Here is a 17,518-nt window from a genome sequence, read left to right as displayed (position 1 = left end):
TCTAAACTCCCGTCGATTGATTAACTAAAGACCGGCTATTCTACGTTTTTAGCGGCTGGATCTCTAGCCGCGACCTCGCGGATCCAGCAAATAAGATCCTTGACTTTCAAGGATCCAGCAGCGCCGAATCCGATTTCATCCCCAAAGTTACCCACAGCCAGATCCATCGACAGGGGCACCAAAGATCCAGACCTGAAGCGGTTATTTTATATAACCAAATATCATTTATTCTTTAGCTTTTATTCCAATAACATCAGCGCAAATCCAGTGTTTACAACTAAAAATACAGAACAACAGAGAGAGAGGAATCCCCATGACGTCATCCATCAAGCTGGTCTCCGGCGCCGCCATTCTGCTGGCCGCCCTGTCCGGTCAAGCCATCGCCCAGGAAACCATCAAGGTCGGCATGTCCGGCAAGTACTTCCCGTTCACCTTCGTCAAGCAGGACAAGCTGCAGGGCTTCGAGGTGGATATGTGGAACCAGATCGGTGAGCGCACCGGCTACAAGGTCGAATTCGTGACCGCCAGCTTTTCCGGCCTGTTCGGCATGCTGGAAACCGGCCGTGTCGATACCATCTCCAACCAGATCACCATCACCGACGAGCGCAAGGCCAAGTACGCCTTCTCCCAGCCCTACGTCTATGACGGTGCCCAGATCGTGGTCCGCAAGGGCAACAGCACCATTCACGGCATCAAGGATCTGGAAGGCAAGAAGGTTGCGGTGAACTTGGGCTCCAACTTCGAAGAGCTGCTGCGCAAGAACGACCCGAACAAGAAGATCGACATCCGCACCTATGACTCCGCCTTCGAGCAGGATGTCGCCCTGGGCCGGATCGACGCTTTCGTGATGGACCGCGTCTCCACCGCCCAGCTGATCAAAGAGTCCAAGCTGCCGCTGCAGCAGGCCGGCGCACCGTTCGAAACCATCGAGAACGCCCTGCCCTTCCTGAAGACCCCTGAAAAGCAGGCGCTGCTGAAGAAGGTCGACGATGCCCTCACCGCCATGCGCAAGGACGGTTCCCTGCGTCAGATCTCTGAAAAATGGTTCGCTTCCGACATCACCGACAAATAAATGATGGAATTTGACCTCGAATACACGCTGGGGCTGTTTCCCATCCTGCTCAAATATCTGGGCACCACGATGGAGATGGCCCTGTGGGGATTCGTATTGGCACTCGTACTGTCGCTGGCCCTGGCGATAGTACGGGTGTTTCGCGTTCCCGTGATCCACTGGCTGGCGATGCTCTATATCTCGTTTTTCCGGGGTACACCGCTACTCGTCCAGCTGTTCCTGCTCTATTACGGGCTGCCGCAGCTGTTCCCCATCTTCGTGGGGATGGATGCCTTTACCGCCGCCATCGTCGGCCTGACCCTGCACTTCGCTGCCTACATGGCCGAATCGATCCGCGCCTCCATTATCGGCATCCACAAGAGCCAGATGGAAGCCGCCCTCAGTATCGGCATGAGCCGCTACCAGGCGATGCAGCGGATCATATTGCCGCAGGCGGCCCGCATTGCGACGCCGTCGCTGATGAACTACTTCATCGACATGATCAAGAGCACCTCGCTGGCCTTTACCCTGGGGGTGGCCGAGATCATGGGCAAGGCGCAGATGGAAGCGTCCTCCTCCTTCAAGTTCTTCGAGAGCTTCATGGCGGTGGCGCTGGTCTACTGGGTGGTGGTGATCTTCTTTACCCGCTTGCAGCATCTGCTGGAAGTGCGGCTCAACCGTGCTTATTAGGGGGTTGCCATGACAATGCAACCGACCCGCCTGCCATGCACGCAGGCAGTACGCTTTAACACTGCGCCTGTTTAAAGGAGGGCCATCATGATCAAGTTAACCGGCCTGTCCAAGGCATATGACGGCAATCAGGTGCTGAACAGCATCGATCTGGAGGTGAAAAAGGGGGAGATAGTGGTCATCATCGGCCCCTCCGGCACCGGCAAGTCGACCCTGCTGCGCTGCCTCAACCTGCTGGAGACCCCGGATGCCGGCAATCTCGCCATCGACGATCTGCAGCTCAACCTGGCCAGGGCCAGCGAGCAGCAGGCGATAGAGCTGCGCAAGCGGGCCTCCTTCGTGTTCCAGAACTACGCCCTGTTCGCCAACAAGACGGCGCTGGACAACATCGCCGAAGGGCTGATCACCGTCTGGAAACAGCCGAAGGCAGAGGCCCGTGCCACCGCCCTCGGCATCCTCAAAGACATCGGCCTTGCCGACAAGCAGGACGCCTATCCGGCTTCCCTGTCGGGCGGTCAGCAGCAGCGGGTCGGCATCGGCCGAGCCATGGCCGCGCACTCCAAGGTGATCCTGTTTGACGAGCCCACCTCGGCGCTCGACCCCGAGTGGGTCGACGAAGTACTGGGCCTGATGAAGGAGCTGGCCCGCCAGCACCAGACCATGGTGGTGGTAACCCATGAGATTGAATTTGCTCGAGATGTTGCCGATCGGGTGATCTTCATGGAAGGGGGCCGGATCGTGGAACAGGGTCCGCCGGATCAGATATTGGTCGATCCGCAGGATCCCCGTACCCGGGAGTTCCTGCGCAAAGTGCTTAAATAGCTCTCTCTTTGGCGGCATTGCCGCCTTTTTTATTGGAGGATCCTTGTTAAACCCCGGGTTGCCAGTATAATCCGGAGCCCTCGATCCTCTGGATCCTCACTGCCGGTTCGGGCCTTTGCAAGGTCAGGGCAGGAAGAGAGGGAACGGCGGATTGACTAAAAGCCGAACTCTGTTTAGAATTCGGCCTCTTTTGCTAGTCGTCACACGCTATAGCTGGCGCGTCGGCTAAGTGTGACAATCAAAACTGTACAGAAATACGGAATCGAATCATGAAACGTACTTTTCAACCGTCCAACCTGAAGCGCAAGCGCTCTCACGGTTTCCGCGCCCGCATGGCAACTGCCAACGGTCGTAAAGTTCTGGCCGCTCGTCGTGCCAAGGGTCGTGCCCGCCTGGTAGTCTAATGCCTACCCAGCACGCCTTTTCTCGGGAGTTACGTCTGTTAACTCCCGAACACTTCAAACGCGTTTTCGCCGAGCCTGTCCGGGCCGCTTCTCCGCAAATTACGCTTCTCGCCTGTCCCAATACCCTCGAACACCCTCGCCTTGGTCTCGCTGTGCCCAAAAAAGCACTCAAGCATGCCGTCTGGCGCAACCGTGTAAAACGGGTGGTTCGGGAAAGTTTCCGCCTCAATCAGGCCAATCTGCCCGCTATCGACATCGTCGTGATCGCCAAGGCCGGTGTGAAAGAGATGGATAACGAGGAACTGTTCAAGTTACTGGAAAAGCTATGGCGCACTCTGTCACGCCGTTGCAATGGGTAGCTGTCAAACTGATACGCCTGTATCAGCTAATCATTAGCCCGCTGCTCGGGCCGCGCTGCCGTTTCACTCCGACTTGTTCCCAATTTGCGATAGAAGCAATCCGACTTCACGGTTTCATAAAAGGCGTTTGGTTAGCCAGCAAACGTCTATTAAAATGCCATCCCTTATCCGAGGGTGGTTATGACCCGGTTCCGCAACCAAAGCGAAGAAACTGAAGACTATGGAATCACAACGCAATCTCATCCTGATCGGTTTGCTGTTCGTGAGCTTTTTGCTCTGGCAACAGTGGGAGTCCGACAAGGCTCCGAAGCCGGCCCCGACTACCGTGGCCCAAACCGAACATTTCGTACCTGAAGCCGGTCAGACCGGTGATATTCCTCAGGTTTCCGAGCAAGCCAATGCGAACACCGCACGTAAGCTGATCACCGTCTCCTCTGACGTGCTCAAGCTGACCCTGGATACCCAGGGTGGCGACATCGTCTCTGCCGATCTGCTGGCCCACAAGCTGGAAGAAGGCAAGGATCAACCGTTCGTACTGCTGACCAGCCAACCTGAGCACCTCTATGTTGCCCAGAGCGGTCTGGTTGGTCGCAATGGTCCTGACAGCCAGGCCCAGGGCCGTCCCACCTACGAAGCCGCCCAGACCAGCTACCAGCTGGCCGATGGTCAGGATCAAGTCGTCGTACCGATGACCTGGACCGACAGCAAGGGCGTGGTCTTCACCAAGGAGTTCGTCCTCAAGCGTGGTGACTACGCCGTTGGCGTCGATTACAAGATCGACAACAAGTCCGCCGAGCCGGTCCAGGTGCAGTTCTACGGTCAGCTGAAGCAGACCGTGACTACCCCGAAAGACCAGCAGGGTCATGCCATGGTGGCCAGTGCCTACCGTGGTGGTGCCTTCTCCAGCGAAGATACCCGCTACAAGAAGTACACCTTCGACGAGATGAAGGATGCCGACCTGAACAAGACCACCAAGGGTGGTTGGGTCGCCATGCTGCAACACTACTTCGTCTCTGCCTGGGCACCGAATGCCGACGATACCAACAGCTTCTACAGCCGCGTGATCCCTGGCAAAGACCAGGCCATCATAGGTTACAAGGCGCCGCTGGTTGACGTGGCTGCCGGCCAGCAAGCCGAAGTGACCAGCAAGCTGTGGGTCGGTCCCAAGCTGCAAGACCAGATGGCCAAGGTGGCAAACCACCTCGACCTGACCGTCGACTACGGCTGGCTCTGGTTCATCGCCCAGCCACTGCACTGGCTGCTGACCGTGTTCCACGGTTTCGTCCAGAACTGGGGTGTGGCCATCATCATGCTGACCCTGCTGGTACGCGGCATCATGTTCCCGCTGACCAAGGCCCAGTACACCTCCATGGCCAAGATGCGCATGCTGCAGCCCAAGCTGGCCGCACTGCGTGAGCGCTTCGGCGATGATCGCCAGAAGATGTCTCAGGGCATGATGGAGCTGTACAAGAAGGAGAAGGTCAACCCGCTGGGTGGCTGTCTGCCGATCCTGGTGCAGATGCCGATCTTCATCGCCCTCTACTGGGCACTGATGGAATCCGTTGAGCTGCGCCACGCGCCGTTCGCCCTGTGGATCACCGACCTGTCGGTGAAGGACCCCTTCTTCGTGCTACCGATCCTCATGGGTGCGTCCATGTGGTACCTGCAGAAGATGAGCCCGACCACCATCACCGACCCGATGCAGCAGAAAGTGATGCAGTTCATGCCGATCATCTTCACTTTCATGTTCCTCTGGTTCCCTGCAGGTCTGACCCTGTACTGGCTGGTGAGCAACGTCATCTCCATTACCCAGCAGACCATCATCTACCGTCAGCTGGAGAAGAAAGGTCTGCATACCCGCAGCTAATCGCTCCCGATGGCAAGATGGATGACAAAAGAGGCGGCCTTCGGGCCGCCTTTTTTATTACAATGTCCGCAATTACCGAACAGACGAGTCAAGCAAGATGACAACAGAGACCATAGTGGCCCAGGCCACCGCCCCCGGTCGGGGTGGCGTCGGCATAGTCCGCGTCTCCGGTCCCGCCGCCGAACAGGTCGCCGAGATAGTGCTCGGCAAGCTCCCCCGGGTGCGTTATGCCGAATATCTGCCGTTCAGGGATGAGCAAGGCCAGCCGCTGGATCAGGGCATCGCCCTGCTGTTCAAGGCCCCCAACAGCTTCACCGGCGAAGATGTGCTGGAACTGCAGGGCCATGGCGGCCCGGTGATCATGGACATGCTGGTGCGCCGCATCCTGCAGATAAAAGGGCTGCGCCCTGCCCGCCCCGGCGAGTTCAGCGAACGCGCCTTCATGAACGACAAGCTGGATCTGGCCCAGGCCGAGGCCATCGCCGACCTTATCGAAGCTTCCAGCGAGCAAGCGGCCCGCAGTGCCATGCACTCCCTGCAGGGGCAGTTCTCCGGCAAGATCCAGCAGCTGGTGGAGAGTCTCACCCGATTGCGTATCTATGTGGAGGCCGCCATCGACTTCCCGGATGAGGAGATCGATTTTCTCTCCGACGGCAAGGTGGCGGGCGATCTCTACGCCATCATGGCGGAGCTCGACGACGTACGCGGCGAAGCCAAGCAAGGCGCCCTGCTGCGGGAAGGGATGAAGGTGGTGATCGCTGGTCGTCCCAACGCCGGCAAATCCAGCCTCCTCAACGCCCTGGCCGGCCGCGAGTCCGCCATCGTCACCGAGATCGCCGGCACCACCCGCGACGTGCTGCGCGAGCACATTCATCTGGATGGCATGCCGCTGCATATCATCGACACCGCCGGCCTGCGCGACACCCAGGACAAGGTGGAGCAGATCGGCATCGAGCGTGCCTGGGCCGAAATTGAACAGGCAGATCGGGTGCTGTTCATGGTGGATGGCACCACCACGGATGCGGTCGACCCGCGGGAGATCTGGCCGGAATTTGTTGATCGGTTGCCAAAAAACATCGGCCTCACCGTCATTCGCAACAAGGCCGACCTGACTGGCGAAGATCTGGCTCCGAGCCAGGAGCAAGGCCACGCCGTCTACCGCATCTCCGCCAAGACCGAGCTGGGGCTGCCCGCCCTGCGCGAGCACCTGAAAGCCTGCATGGGTTTCCAGGGCAACACCGAGGGGGGCTTCATGGCCCGCCGCCGCCACCTGGATGCGCTGGAGCGTGCCGCCGAGCGGCTGCTGGTAGCCAAGGAGCAGCTGGAGGTGTTCGTGGCCGGCGAACTGGTGGCCGAAGAGCTGCGCCTGGCGCAGGAGTCCCTCTCCGAGATCACCGGTGAGTTCAGCTCCGACGATCTGCTGGGCCGCATCTTCTCCAGCTTCTGCATCGGCAAATAACGCCGCACGGCAGGCAATAAAAAGCCCGGGTTCATCCCGGGCTTTTTTTGTGCACTTTTCATCCACCAACCTAGAGGCGGCGCAGACACCACATGAAGTAAGCGCCCCCTAACAAGGTGGAGACCAGCCCCACGGGCACCTCCTGCGGGAACAGGATCTGCTGGCCAATCCAGTCCGCCGACACCATCAGCAGGGCGCCGGAGACGGCGGCACCGAGCAGATGCCAGCGTGCCCGCACCAGCCCCATCAGCTTGGCCATGTGCGGTGCCAGCAGACCGACGAAGGAGAGCGGCCCCACCACCAGGGTCGCGCTGGCGGTGAGCACGGCCACCAGCAGCAGGATGGCGAGCTGGGCCCGGTTGAGCCGAATGCCGAGCGCGGCGGCCACCGCCGGTCCCATCGGCAGCAGATCGAGCCAGCGGCTGAGCAGCAGGCAGGCTGCCAGCAGTGTCAGCGCCAGCACGACCAACCCGCCGGCAATCGGCAGGGTGACGTAATAGGTGGAGCCGGACATCCAGGAGAGCAGTTGCTGCACCCGCAGGTCACCGTTGGCCAGCGCGATGGCCTGCAGCGGTTCGAACAGCGCCGTGATGGCGATGCCGGAGAGCAGCAGCCGCTCCGGCTGGAAGCCGTGGCTGCGATTGACCAGCAGCAACAGTAGCAGACAACCGAAGGCACCGAGCAGGCCGCCGGCCAGCATCATGGGCAGCGGCAGGGCGGGCAGCAGCAGCGCCGTGGCAATCACCCCCATGAAGGTGCCGCCACTCACCCCCAGCAGCTCGGGGCTCGCCATGGGGTTGCTGCTGACCCGTTGCAGCAGGGTGCCCGCCAGTGCCAGCAACACGCCCGCCGCACCGGCCGCCAGGGTGCGCGGCAGCCGCCACTCCAGTTGGGCCTGCCAGCGCAGCCAGCTCGGCCAGTGCCAGCCGTCCATCCCCTGCCCAAACAGCAGGGAGGCGATCACCGCCAATACCAGCCCCATCAACATCAGGCCGACAAGGCGGACCGGCGCCGGGTGGCGGGCCACCAGCAGGGCGGCATTCGCCTTCGGCGTGCCCGACTTGATACCCAGGCGCGGGATCAGCCACAGCAACAGCGGCGCTCCCAGCAGGGCCGTCATGGCACCGGTCGGAATGAGCACGGATCCGCTGCGGCTCAGGGATTGCAGCAGCAGATCGGTAGCCGCCAGCAGCAGAGCACCCAGTAGCGGGGCCCACAGCAGTCGCAGGGCCAGTTTTCTCACCCCCAGCAAGCGCACCAGGGCGGGCGCTGCCAGCCCGATGAAGCCGATCAGCCCCACCACGCTCACCACGCAGGCGGTGACGAACACCGCCAGCCCCAGTCCGGCGAAACGCAGGTGCGAAAGGGAGACCCCCAGGCTGCGGGCGCTGGCATCATCCAGCTCCAGCACCGCCAGCGGGCGCACCAGCACCGCGGCCAGCATGCCAGCCAGCAGCAGACGGGGCAGCAGGTAGCTCACCCCGCTCCAGCTGTTCTGCACCAGCGAGCCACTGCCCCACACCAGCAAGCCTTTCAGCTCCTCCTGAAAGAACAGCAGGAGCCCCATGCTGATGGCCGCCAGATAAAGGTTGATCACCAGCCCGGCAAAGACGATGACCACCGGATTGAGCTGGCGACGCCAGGCCAGGGCAAACACCAGCCCCATGGCGAGGCTGCCGCCGGCCATGGCGATCCACTCTCGCCCCAGCAGCAGCCAGGAGGGAGCAAACAGGGTCACCATCATCAGCGCCAGCTGAGCGCCGGAGGCCACCCCCAGGGTGGTGGGCGAGGCCAGCGGGTTGCGCAGCACCTGCTGCATCAGGGTGCCGGCCAGCCCGAGGGCGGCACCGGCCAGCAGGCAGATGGCAAGACGCGGCAGCCAGCTGAAGTGGACCACCGCCTGGCTGGCATCGGTCAGATCTGGCGACAGCAGGGCCGCCAGCCAACGCGCCAGCGGCAACTGACCGGCCAGCTCCCAACCGGCGAGCACCAGCATCAGCCCCAGCAGCAGGCTGACAGGCAGTCGCAGCGGCGACGGAAAAATCCGGTTCATTGCAGCCCCTCCCCGCTTTGCCCATCCTGCTGCAGCGCAGTACTGAGCTGCACGGCGAAGCGACGCGCCGCCAGCACGCCGCCAAAACTCCACACCGCAGGCAGATGCAGCACGGCCGCTGCCCTCACCTGCGGCAGCTGTTGCCACAGACCGGGCTCCTGCAGCCGCTCGCTCACCCCGACCGGGATCGGATCTACCACCACCAGCCGCGCCTGCGGCAGCGCCATCAACTGCTCCAGGCTGGCCACGGCAAAGCCCCAGGCATTGGTTTCCCCCTGCCAGCCATTGCGCAGGCCGAGCCGCTGCATCACCGCCTCGAACAGGCTGTGGCGGCCAAATACCCGCACATGGCGCTCATCGATGAACTGCACCACCAGCAGGGGCGGCAGATCTTCGGGTAATGTGGCCCGCATCTGCGCCAGATCCTGGTCCAGCCTGGCCAGCAGTTGCTCGGCCTCGGCGGCCTTGTTCACCAGCGCGGCTATGGTCAGGGTCGCCTCGTGCAGTCGCTGCCACAGATCGGCATCCGGCTCGTAGAGTGCGATGGATTGCACCGGCGCGATGCGGGAGAGGGTCGGCGCCAGCGGGACCGCCAGCGGCGAGATGAGGATGCGATCGGGTTTGAGCTCGGCCAGCAGCTCGCGGTTGGGCTGGGCGCGCTGGCCGATATCCACCACGGCGGCCGGCAGCAGCGGTTCGCCGACCCAGGCGCGGTAGGAGCCGACATCCCCCACCGCCAGCGGTGTCACCCCGAGCGCCAGCAGGGTTTCGGCTATGGTCCAGTCGACGGTGGCGATGCGGGGTACCGACTTCACAGCATCAGCTTGAGAGAGGTCTGCAGCGGCAGGCATCGCTGACTCGGCCTGCAACATAAACGGAGCCAAGAGGTAGCAGAACCAGCCAACTTTCTTTAATAAAAACATCGAGATAACAAGCCTTATCTAAACGATGGCGATGGCGTGGTCATGGGCCGGGTGGCGAATGACCTCCATCGGGATGCCATAGATGGCGTGCAGGGTCTCGCCGGTCATGATCTGTTCGGGTTTGCCGTGGGTCAGCAGGCGGCCGGAGTGCAGCGCCACCAACCGATCGCAGAAGCGGGAGGCCATGTTGATGTCGTGAATGACGATGATGACCCCGAGCTTGAGCTGACGGCTCAACTGCTTGACCAGCGTGAGCACCTCCACCTGATGGGCCACGTCCAGCGCGGCCAGCGGCTCGTCAAGCAGGATGAAGCGGCTCTCCTGCGCCAGCAGCATGGCCAGCCAGACCCGCCCCCGCTCGCCGCCGGAGAGGGTATCCACCAGCCTGTCGGCGAAGCGTTCGGTATGAGTGAGGGCGATGGCCCGCTCGACCTGGCGGTGATCCTCCGCCCCCATCCGGCCCAGCAGGCCGCGCCAGGGGTAGCGCCCCATCTCCACCAGCTCCCGTCCGAGCAGGTTTTCGGCGCTCGGCAGATGCTGGGGCAGATAGGCCACCTGACGGGCGAAGTCGCGTGCCCCCCACGCCGGCAGCGGCTTGTCATCGAACCGGATCTCGCCGTCACTGAGCGGCTGCTGGCGTGCCAGCAGCTTGAGCAGGGTGGATTTGCCCGAACCGTTGTGGCCGATGAGGCCATAGACCTTGCCCTGCTCGAAACAGAGATCGGTGGGGTGCAGCAGCGTGCGGTCATTGACCGCGAAGCTGGCTGATTTCATCTCAAACATAAGCGGTTCCTGTTGGCCGGGTTCAAACCGGCACCTCTGCATTCAAGTCACAATCCAGATGGGCGACCGCATCGCGGCTCACCTGCTCACGCCGCTCGCCGGTCAGCTCGCTGAGCCGGCCCTGGCGCATCTCCAGCAGCCGATCGGCTAGGGAGAAGTAGAGATCGTCGTGGCTGATGGCGATCACCGTCTTGCCCATCTCCTTCAGGCGCGGCAACAGCAGCTGATAGAAGATGCGGCGGAACTGGGGATCCTGATCTGCGGCCCACTCGTCGAACAGCATCACCTCGCGCTGCTCGGCCAGCGCCAGCAGCAGAGCGACCCGCTTGCGCTGCCCTTGGGAGAGATCGATATTGGCGATGAAGCCATCTTCGATGGTGAGCTTGCTGCCCATCTGCAGCCGCTCCAGCCACTCGGCCACCAGCTCATCCTTGGGTTCCGGCCCCAGCAGGTGCTGGAACAGGTGATAGTCGGTGAAGATGGCGGAGAACAGCGCCAGATAGGCGTTGCGATCGGTGACCGGCTCCCCATCCAGCAGGATCCGGCCCGCTACCGGCTGATAGAGGCCGGTCAGCAGCATGGCCAGAGTCGACTTGCCGGAGCCGTTGCCACCGATGATGAAGAGTTGCTCTCCCTTCTCGATGGTGAGGTTGATCGGGCCGACGGCGAAACCGCCCTCCCCCTGATAGTGAAAGCTCACCTGCTCCAACTCGATGCGCTGCCAGGCACGGGGCGCGGACGGCAGCGGGAAGTCGGCGTCCGATGCGGCCAGATTGAGCGCCGCTATCTTGTCGAACGCCACCTGGGCGGAGAGCAGGGTCGGCAGGGCGCCAATGCCCTGCAGCAAGGGGGTACGCAGGAACAGCAGGGTCAGCGCGAAGGTGGCGGCCACCTGGGTGTCGGCCCAGCCCAGCCCGTTGGCCAGGAAGAAGACCAGACCGATGGCCCCCAGCATCATGATATTCGACCAGTTCACCGCGCTCAGGTGATAGGTGTCGGCACGGATGATCTGCTCCCGATAGTCCTGCGCATTCTGCTGATAAAGCTGGTGGTAGACGAAGTGGGCCCGCTCGCGGTTGAGCGCCAGCTCCTTGCTGCCGGCGATGATGGCCTGATAGTTCTGATAGAGCCGATCCTCGGCCTGACGCATGTGGGAGAGATGGCGATAGACTCGGTTCACCAGCAGCCAGCCCACCACCATGGTGAAAGTGACCCAGAGGGTAGTGACGCCGAGCAGGGCCGGCGACAGCCAGCCGAGGTAGAGAGCCGACCCCAGGGTGAGCACCAGCCCCTGCACCAGCTCCGGCAGGCGCACGAAGGCGATGGTGATCTGGCCGATGTCGCTGGAAAGGGAGGCCAGCAGCGGCCCCTGGCCAATCTGGCGCAGGCGGGCGACATCGGTATCCAGCAACTGCTTGAGCAGGCGGCCGCGCAGCCGGTAGACGAAATGATGGCCGAGGGTGGTCAGCGCCAGCTGAGAGCCGAGCGTGATCACCAGCAGCAATAAGATGAGGCCGATCAACTGGCCGAGCACCGGCAGCGGATCGCCGACTGATTCGACGAGAGACTGATTGATAAAGGCAATGACACCAATCCCGCTGACGGCACTGAGCAGGCTGAGCAGGGTAATGGCGATGAAGGGCCAACGATATTGGCGATAAACCAGAGACAAGAGTTCCATAACGGACCGGTATTCCAGAGAGATCAGAGCAACTGCAGGTGAAAAGAAGGGCGGGAACCCGGTTCCCGCCCCACTTCGATTACCAGCGGTAGTTGATGCTGCCCACTACGCTGCGCGGCTCGCCGTAGTAGCAGTAGTAGTCGCAGCTGGCCACGTAGGTATCACCCAGCAGGTTGTTGACGTTGAGCTGAGCCCGCCAGTTCTTGGCAAAGTCATACCCGATCATCGCATCCCATACGGTATGGGCCGGCACCTCGGCCGAGCCATAGATGGGGGTGTAGTCTGCATTCACGGCACCGATACCGACGCTGGAGCCGACGTAGCGCACGCCGCTACCCAGTTCCAGACCGGAGACCGGACCCTGCTGCACCTTGTAGTTGCCCCAGAAGGAGGCCTGGTGGCGCGGGATCAGACTGGCACGGCGATCGCCCTTGCCGGTGTCGTTGGTCTTGGCATCGGTATAGGTGTAGGCGGCGGTCAGGCGCAGCGCCTCGGTGGCCTGCACGCTCCCTTCCAGCTCGACACCCTGGGAGGTCACTTCACCGGCCTGGGTCTGCTGGCCGGAACCGGTGGAGACCAGCGAGTTGGTCTGTTCCAGATCGAACAGGGCCAGGTTGATGTAGCCATCGAGGAAGCTTGGTGCGTACTTGACGCCGGTCTCGTACAGGGTGCCCTTGAGCGGCTTATAGGACTGGCTGGTGTTGGGGTCGATCCCCGGCAGCACCTCGAACGACTCGGCATAGGCAATATAAGGAGAGAGACCGTTGTCGGCCAGGTACATCAGGCTGCCGGAGAGGGAGAGCTCGTGATCATACTGCTTCTCGTTCTTGCCCTTGGCTTCGCTGATGTTGTGGGTCTCCACGTAGTCGAAGCGACCGCCGCCGGTCAGCAACCAGCGATCGTCCCAGCGGATCTGGTGCTGGGCGTAGAGGCCGCTCTGGCCCTTGGTGCTCTTCTGGTGGGTGGCGGTGGATTCATCAAAACCGGGGAAACCGCTGTAATCCGGGTTCATGGTATTGATGGAGCCCATGCCGTAGTTGTCGGCTTCCTGGCCTTCATTGACATGGCGCTGCAGATCCACCCCCAGCAGCAAGGTCTGCTCGGTGCTGTCGGTGTTCCAGTAACCCACCATCTGGTTGTCCATGGTGGCGCTCTTGGTGGTGCCATCGCGATAGACCAGGCCGCGGAAGGCGGTAGTGCCTTCATAGGTCGGGAAGATATAGGTCTGGCGCAGCAGCAGATCGTTGTAGTTGAAGCGGACGTTCTGCTTGAACTCCCAGGTCTGGTTGAGCTGGTGGGCCAGCTCGTAACCGGTGGAGATCTGGGTGTTGCGGTTGCGATCGTAATCCGGCTGGCTCAGGTTGGTGCTGGGATCGATCTGGCCACCGCTGGTATTGAGGGTGCCGTAAACCGGGAAGAAGCCGTTGGTCGGCACCCCTTCGTCGTGCAGGAAGCTGGCCAGCAGAGTCAGGCTGGTACGATCCGAGAGATCGAAGGTCACGCTCGGCGCCAGATAGACGCGATCGTTGTAGGTGCCATCCAGCACGCCGTCACGCTCTTTATATAGAGCAACCATGCGGTAGCGGCTGTTGTCGGTCAGCGCATCGGAGACATCCACCCCGATCTGGCGGTGATTCCGGCTGCCCAGCTGCAGATCCAGCAGCCCCTGCGGGGTGGCGGTCGGCCGCTTGCTGATGGCATTGATCACGCCGCCGGGAGGCGCCTCGCCGTAGAGGATCGAGGCCGGCCCTTTCAGGACTTCCACGCTCTCCAGGCCGAACGGCTCCGGCGTCCAGACATAGTAACCGGTGCCGAACAGGCGGTTGCCGTCCAGATAGGAGGCGGCATCGAAGCCACGCACCTTGAACCAGTCGGTATTGTTGTCGGAGCCATAGAGGCCACTGAGCACGCCGGAGCGGTAGCGCAGGGACTCGTCAAGCTGCTGCACGGCGTGCTGATCCAGATCCTCGCGGTTGACCACGGAGACGGCGCGAGGCGTCTCGGCCATCGGCACTTCCACCTTCATGGCGGTGCCGGTGACCACCATGGTCTCGCTGGCCTTGGGCAGTTCTTTCGGTTGTTCGGCCGCCAGCACGGGCAGGCTGGCCAACAAGCAGGAGAGCGGCAACAGTTGCTGTGCGCCTCTCTTTCGCATTGCTGCGATGGGGGTGTCTTTTTGCGCAATCATAGTAAGTGTCTCAAATATCAATGAGTTGTTTCTGATTTTTTATTATTGGTGCCCGGTCATGCCGGTAGCCCGGTTCCTCAGGCGAATAAAGCAGCGACATGCTACTACAGGAGCCATGATCGAATCGATTCAATAATTGCTAATCATTTGCATCTGCATTGTTACTTAACGTATCAAGGCGTCGATTGAGCAGCATATGAAGAGGGGGAGCCGATCTTTTTCTGCCAGTCGGCAAGAAGGCGTCAACGGAGCGTCGGGGATCCCCATTGATGGGAAAAAAGCACCGAGGATCCATTATCCCCAAGCTTTATCCATATTTATCCACACCCTTTGGCGGTAGAATCCGGCTTTCCCTCGCTTCGTCTGAAATCAGGATCCATTCCATGGTCAAACTCAATCTCGTCGTCGGTTCCATGCTGGGAGCCGCCGAATATGTCGCAGACCACGTCGCCAGCTTGCTGGAACAGGCAGGCCATCAGGCCGAGATCCACAATCCGGCCAGCCTGGCCGAGGTGCTCGCCGAGCCCGAAGCCATACTACTGGTGGTCACCTCAACCCACGGTGCCGGTGATGTGCCGGACAACCTGCAGCCCTTCGCCAAGGATCTTGCCGAGCAGCATCCGGATCTTAAAACATTGAAATATGGCGTGATCGCACTGGGAGACAGCAGTTATGACACCTTTTGCCAGGGCGGCAAGACGCTGGATCGACTGTTGGCCGAGTGCGGCGCCAGCCGGATTGGAGATCGTCTGGACATCGACGTGACCCAGCACGAGATCCCGGAAGATGCCGCTGAAGGCTGGATCCGGGACTGGTTGGCATTGATCGCCTGAACGGGAGCGGGAGATCCGGTAAAAAAGGCCTTGATCTCCCCGCTTATCCCCAGATCGCTATCCACCAGGTTATTAACAGATGGATCCGGATAAGTTGTTCTACGCCGTTACCCACAATGCCGCCGAGAAATGTGTATAACTATGGTGTAAAACTCTGTAAAACCTATAGTTATCCATGTATGAGATCCAAAGCGGCAAGCCTATGTGTATAAAAACCCTTGTTATCCCCCTGTTCACGGGGCCAGGATCCAAGCTTTTCCACAACCTGGGATCGTCTTTAACACGATGATCTTTATGATCAAAAAGTGCTTATCAACAGAAGTGGTGGATCCTAATAAAAGATCCAATAAAAGATCGATCTAAAGATCCTTAAGATCTATTTAGTGGATCCTCCCTCCATACTGAACGCTAAGTAGACGTTCCCCTCAGGGCGTGAAACAGATAGAATGTTCCGCCCTTCAGCCCAGGCAAATAAAGATCTTCAGGCGTGCAGATCAAGGTGATCCCCAATGCAATACCATGAACAATTTGATGTGATCGTCGTTGGCGGCGGTCATGCAGGAACCGAAGCAGCAACAGCGGCAGCCCGGATGGGGCTGAATACTCTGTTGCTGACCCACAATATCGATACGCTGGGACACATGTCCTGTAATCCGGCGATCGGCGGGATCGGCAAGGGACACCTGGTCAAGGAAGTAGATGCTCTCGGCGGGATCATGGCACGTGCCATCGATCTTGGCGGGATCCAGTTCCGCACCCTCAACTCCTCCAAAGGACCGGCTGTGCGCGCCACCCGTGCCCAGGCGGATCGCCTGCTGTACAAGGCCGTCGTACGCCAGATGCTGGAGAACTACCCCAACCTGAAGATCTTCCAGCAGGCCTGTGACGATCTGATCATGGACGGGGATCGGGTTGCAGGCGTAGTGACCCAGAGCGGGATCCGCATCAGTGGCAAGACGGTAGTACTGACCGTCGGCACCTTCCTGAACGGCCTGATCCACATCGGGATGGAGAATTACAAGGGCGGCCGCGCCGGGGATCCTCCCTCGATCGCCCTCGCCCAGCGCCTGCGGGAACTGCCGCTGCGCATCGATCGTCTCAAGACCGGCACTCCGCCGCGTATCGATGCCCGCAGCGTCGATTTATCGGTGATGCAGGCCCAGTACGGCGACAATCCGCGCCCGGTCTTCTCCTTCATCGGCGACGCCAGCCAGCACCCGCGTCAGGTGCCCTGCTACGTTACCCATACCAACGAGCGCACCCACGAGGTGATCCGCAACAACCTGGATCGCAGCCCCATGTACGCCGGGGTGATCGAGGGGATTGGGCCGCGTTACTGCCCGTCGATCGAGGACAAGATCACCCGCTTTGCCGACAAGACGGCGCACCAGATCTTCGTCGAGCCGGAAGGCCTGACCACCCACGAACTCTACCCGAACGGGATCTCCACCAGTCTGCCGTTCGACGTGCAGGTGCAGATCGTACGTTCCGTGCGCGGCTTCGAGAATGCCCACATCACCCGTCCCGGCTACGCCATCGAATACGATTTCTTCGATCCGCGGGATCTCAAGGCCAACATGGAGAGCAAGTGCATTCCAAACCTGTTCTTCGCCGGCCAGATCAACGGCACCACCGGCTATGAAGAGGCAGCCGCCCAGGGTCTGCTGGCCGGTCTGAACGCCGGTCTGCGGGCGCAGGAGAAAGATGCCTGGCATCCGCGCCGGGATCAGGCCTACATCGGCGTGATGATGGACGATCTCTCCACCCTGGGGACTCGCGAGCCCTACCGTATGTTCACCAGCCGCGCCGAATATCGCCTGTTGCTGCGCGAAGACAACGCCGACCTGCGTCTGACCGGCATCGGTCGCGAACTGGGTCTGGTGGATGACGAGCGCTGGGGCAAGTTCAACGCCAAGATGGAGCAGGTGGAGCAGGAGCGTCAGCGCATGCGCTCGACCTGGATCCACCCGCAGCATCCGTCGCTGGAGGCGGTCAATGCTCTGGTCAACACCCCGTTGACCCGCGAGCAGAGCCTGGAAGAGCTGCTGCGCCGCCCCGAGGTGACCTATGAGGCCCTGATGGCCATCGAGGGGGTCGGCCCGGCCCTGCCCGATACAGCCGCCGCCGATCAGGTGGAGATCCAGATCAAGTACGCCGGCTACATCGAGCGCCAGCACGACGAAGTGGAGAAGCAGCTGCGCAACGAGAACACCCTGTTGCCGCTGGACATGAACTACCGCGACGTCAACGGCCTCTCCAACGAGGTGATCGCCAAGCTCAACGATGCCAAACCGCAGACCATAGGTCAGGCGTCCCGCATCTCAGGCATCACCCCGGCGGCCATCTCCATCCTGCTGGTTCATCTGAAAAAACACGGCCTGCTGCGTAAAACCGCCTGAGGATCC

Annotated in this window: 15 protein-coding genes; 10 read left to right on the top strand and 5 right to left on the bottom strand. The window is 61.2% G+C overall.

Features of this window, described 5'->3' with window-relative positions:
- The first annotated feature begins 313 nt into the window (after positions 1 to 313).
- From R2E40_RS22920 to mnmE, 8 genes are all read left to right on the top strand, one after another.
- Positions 314 to 1,072: an amino acid ABC transporter substrate-binding protein gene (locus R2E40_RS22920; protein WP_005307144.1), complete on the top strand. Its 759-nt coding sequence runs from the start codon at positions 314 to 316 to the stop codon at positions 1,070 to 1,072.
- Positions 1,073 to 1,741, top strand: a complete 669-nt coding sequence (locus R2E40_RS22915; RefSeq protein ID WP_011707929.1) for an amino acid ABC transporter permease — start codon at positions 1,073 to 1,075, stop codon at positions 1,739 to 1,741.
- A gap of 87 nt (positions 1,742 to 1,828) precedes the next feature.
- A complete protein-coding gene (locus R2E40_RS22910; RefSeq protein WP_017410488.1) occupies positions 1,829 to 2,563 on the top strand; it encodes an amino acid ABC transporter ATP-binding protein in 735 nt (244 codons plus the stop codon).
- A 269-nt stretch (positions 2,564 to 2,832) separates the two neighbouring features.
- Positions 2,833 to 2,967: a 50S ribosomal protein L34 gene (gene rpmH, locus R2E40_RS22905; RefSeq protein WP_005307156.1), complete on the top strand. Its 135-nt coding sequence runs from the start codon at positions 2,833 to 2,835 to the stop codon at positions 2,965 to 2,967.
- Positions 2,967 to 3,326 (top strand): ribonuclease P protein component, encoded by a 360-nt coding sequence (rnpA, locus tag R2E40_RS22900; RefSeq protein ID WP_318164456.1) that lies wholly within the window; start codon positions 2,967 to 2,969, stop codon positions 3,324 to 3,326. The genes rpmH and rnpA overlap by 1 nt, the downstream gene beginning before the upstream one ends.
- Positions 3,293 to 3,541, top strand: coding sequence for a membrane protein insertion efficiency factor YidD (gene yidD, locus R2E40_RS22895; protein WP_010635605.1), 249 nt, complete (start codon positions 3,293 to 3,295; stop codon positions 3,539 to 3,541). Before rnpA ends, yidD begins: the two co-directional genes overlap by 34 nt.
- Positions 3,542 to 3,546: 5 nt before the next feature.
- Positions 3,547 to 5,193, top strand: coding sequence for a membrane protein insertase YidC (gene yidC, locus R2E40_RS22890; RefSeq protein ID WP_011707925.1), 1,647 nt, complete (start codon positions 3,547 to 3,549; stop codon positions 5,191 to 5,193).
- Between the two features lie 97 nt (positions 5,194 to 5,290).
- Positions 5,291 to 6,652, top strand: a complete 1,362-nt coding sequence (mnmE, locus tag R2E40_RS22885) for a tRNA uridine-5-carboxymethylaminomethyl(34) synthesis GTPase MnmE (RefSeq protein ID WP_318164455.1) — start codon at positions 5,291 to 5,293, stop codon at positions 6,650 to 6,652.
- A gap of 70 nt (positions 6,653 to 6,722) precedes the next feature.
- Here the strand turns inward: mnmE and fhuB are convergent, their stop codons facing one another.
- The 5 genes from fhuB to R2E40_RS22860 all read right to left on the bottom strand — a co-directional run bounded on the left by fhuB (position 6,723) and on the right by R2E40_RS22860 (position 14,280).
- A complete protein-coding gene (gene fhuB / locus R2E40_RS22880; protein WP_318164454.1) occupies positions 6,723 to 8,705 on the bottom strand; it encodes a Fe(3+)-hydroxamate ABC transporter permease FhuB in 1,983 nt (660 codons plus the stop codon).
- The gene (locus R2E40_RS22875) at positions 8,702 to 9,628 is read right to left on the bottom strand and encodes an ABC transporter substrate-binding protein (protein ID WP_318164453.1); all 927 of its coding nucleotides are present in this window, start codon (positions 9,626 to 9,628) and stop codon (positions 8,702 to 8,704) included. Before R2E40_RS22875 ends, fhuB begins: the two co-directional genes overlap by 4 nt.
- An 18-nt stretch (positions 9,629 to 9,646) precedes the next feature.
- Entirely contained in the window at positions 9,647 to 10,411 is a 765-nt protein-coding gene (locus R2E40_RS22870) for an ATP-binding cassette domain-containing protein (RefSeq protein ID WP_318164452.1), read from the bottom strand.
- A gap of 22 nt (positions 10,412 to 10,433) precedes the next feature.
- A complete protein-coding gene (locus R2E40_RS22865) occupies positions 10,434 to 12,092 on the bottom strand; it encodes a multidrug ABC transporter permease/ATP-binding protein (RefSeq protein WP_318164451.1) in 1,659 nt (552 codons plus the stop codon).
- Between the two features lie 79 nt (positions 12,093 to 12,171).
- Positions 12,172 to 14,280 (bottom strand): TonB-dependent siderophore receptor, encoded by a 2,109-nt coding sequence (locus tag R2E40_RS22860; protein WP_318164450.1) that lies wholly within the window; start codon positions 14,278 to 14,280, stop codon positions 12,172 to 12,174.
- Between the two features lie 383 nt (positions 14,281 to 14,663).
- On the opposite strand from R2E40_RS22860, the gene mioC reads away from it, so the two are divergent.
- Both mioC and mnmG read left to right on the top strand, forming a co-directional pair.
- Positions 14,664 to 15,113 carry an FMN-binding protein MioC gene (mioC, locus tag R2E40_RS22855; protein WP_318164449.1) on the top strand — a complete coding sequence of 150 codons (450 nt, stop codon included), beginning with the start codon at positions 14,664 to 14,666 and terminating at the stop codon, positions 15,111 to 15,113.
- Between the two features lie 509 nt (positions 15,114 to 15,622).
- Entirely contained in the window at positions 15,623 to 17,512 is a 1,890-nt protein-coding gene (gene mnmG / locus R2E40_RS22850) for a tRNA uridine-5-carboxymethylaminomethyl(34) synthesis enzyme MnmG (protein ID WP_318164448.1), read from the top strand.
- Positions 17,513 to 17,518 lie beyond the last annotated feature (6 nt).

The organism is Aeromonas sp. CD, from assembly GCF_033349375.1.
In the GTDB taxonomy this organism is placed as follows: Bacteria; Pseudomonadota; Gammaproteobacteria; order Enterobacterales; family Aeromonadaceae; genus Aeromonas; species Aeromonas hydrophila.
This window is presented reverse-complemented; position numbering and strand designations above follow the sequence as displayed.

Bases quoted from the DNA above. Each gene is read 5' to 3' on its own strand.
- fhuB (WP_318164454.1), bottom strand. From the start codon at position 8,705: ATGAACCGGATTTTTCCGTCGCCGCTGCGACTGCCTGTCAGCCTGCTG.
- R2E40_RS22860 (WP_318164450.1), bottom strand. From the start codon at position 14,280: ATGATTGCGCAAAAAGACACCCCCATCGCAGCAATGCGAAAGAGAGGC.
- R2E40_RS22870 (WP_318164452.1), bottom strand. From the start codon at position 10,411: ATGTTTGAGATGAAATCAGCCAGCTTCGCGGTCAATGACCGCACGCTG.
- mnmE (WP_318164455.1), top strand. From the start codon at position 5,291: ATGACAACAGAGACCATAGTGGCCCAGGCCACCGCCCCCGGTCGGGGT.
- rnpA (WP_318164456.1), top strand. From the start codon at position 2,967: ATGCCTACCCAGCACGCCTTTTCTCGGGAGTTACGTCTGTTAACTCCC.
- yidC (WP_011707925.1), top strand. From the start codon at position 3,547: ATGGAATCACAACGCAATCTCATCCTGATCGGTTTGCTGTTCGTGAGC.
- R2E40_RS22910 (WP_017410488.1), top strand. From the start codon at position 1,829: ATGATCAAGTTAACCGGCCTGTCCAAGGCATATGACGGCAATCAGGTG.
- R2E40_RS22920 (WP_005307144.1), top strand. From the start codon at position 314: ATGACGTCATCCATCAAGCTGGTCTCCGGCGCCGCCATTCTGCTGGCC.
- mnmG (WP_318164448.1), top strand. From the start codon at position 15,623: ATGCAATACCATGAACAATTTGATGTGATCGTCGTTGGCGGCGGTCAT.
- R2E40_RS22865 (WP_318164451.1), bottom strand. From the start codon at position 12,092: ATGGAACTCTTGTCTCTGGTTTATCGCCAATATCGTTGGCCCTTCATC.
- R2E40_RS22915 (WP_011707929.1), top strand. From the start codon at position 1,073: ATGATGGAATTTGACCTCGAATACACGCTGGGGCTGTTTCCCATCCTG.
- mioC (WP_318164449.1), top strand. From the start codon at position 14,664: ATGGTCAAACTCAATCTCGTCGTCGGTTCCATGCTGGGAGCCGCCGAA.
- R2E40_RS22875 (WP_318164453.1), bottom strand. From the start codon at position 9,628: ATGTTTTTATTAAAGAAAGTTGGCTGGTTCTGCTACCTCTTGGCTCCG.
- yidD (WP_010635605.1), top strand. From the start codon at position 3,293: ATGGCGCACTCTGTCACGCCGTTGCAATGGGTAGCTGTCAAACTGATA.
- rpmH (WP_005307156.1), top strand. From the start codon at position 2,833: ATGAAACGTACTTTTCAACCGTCCAACCTGAAGCGCAAGCGCTCTCAC.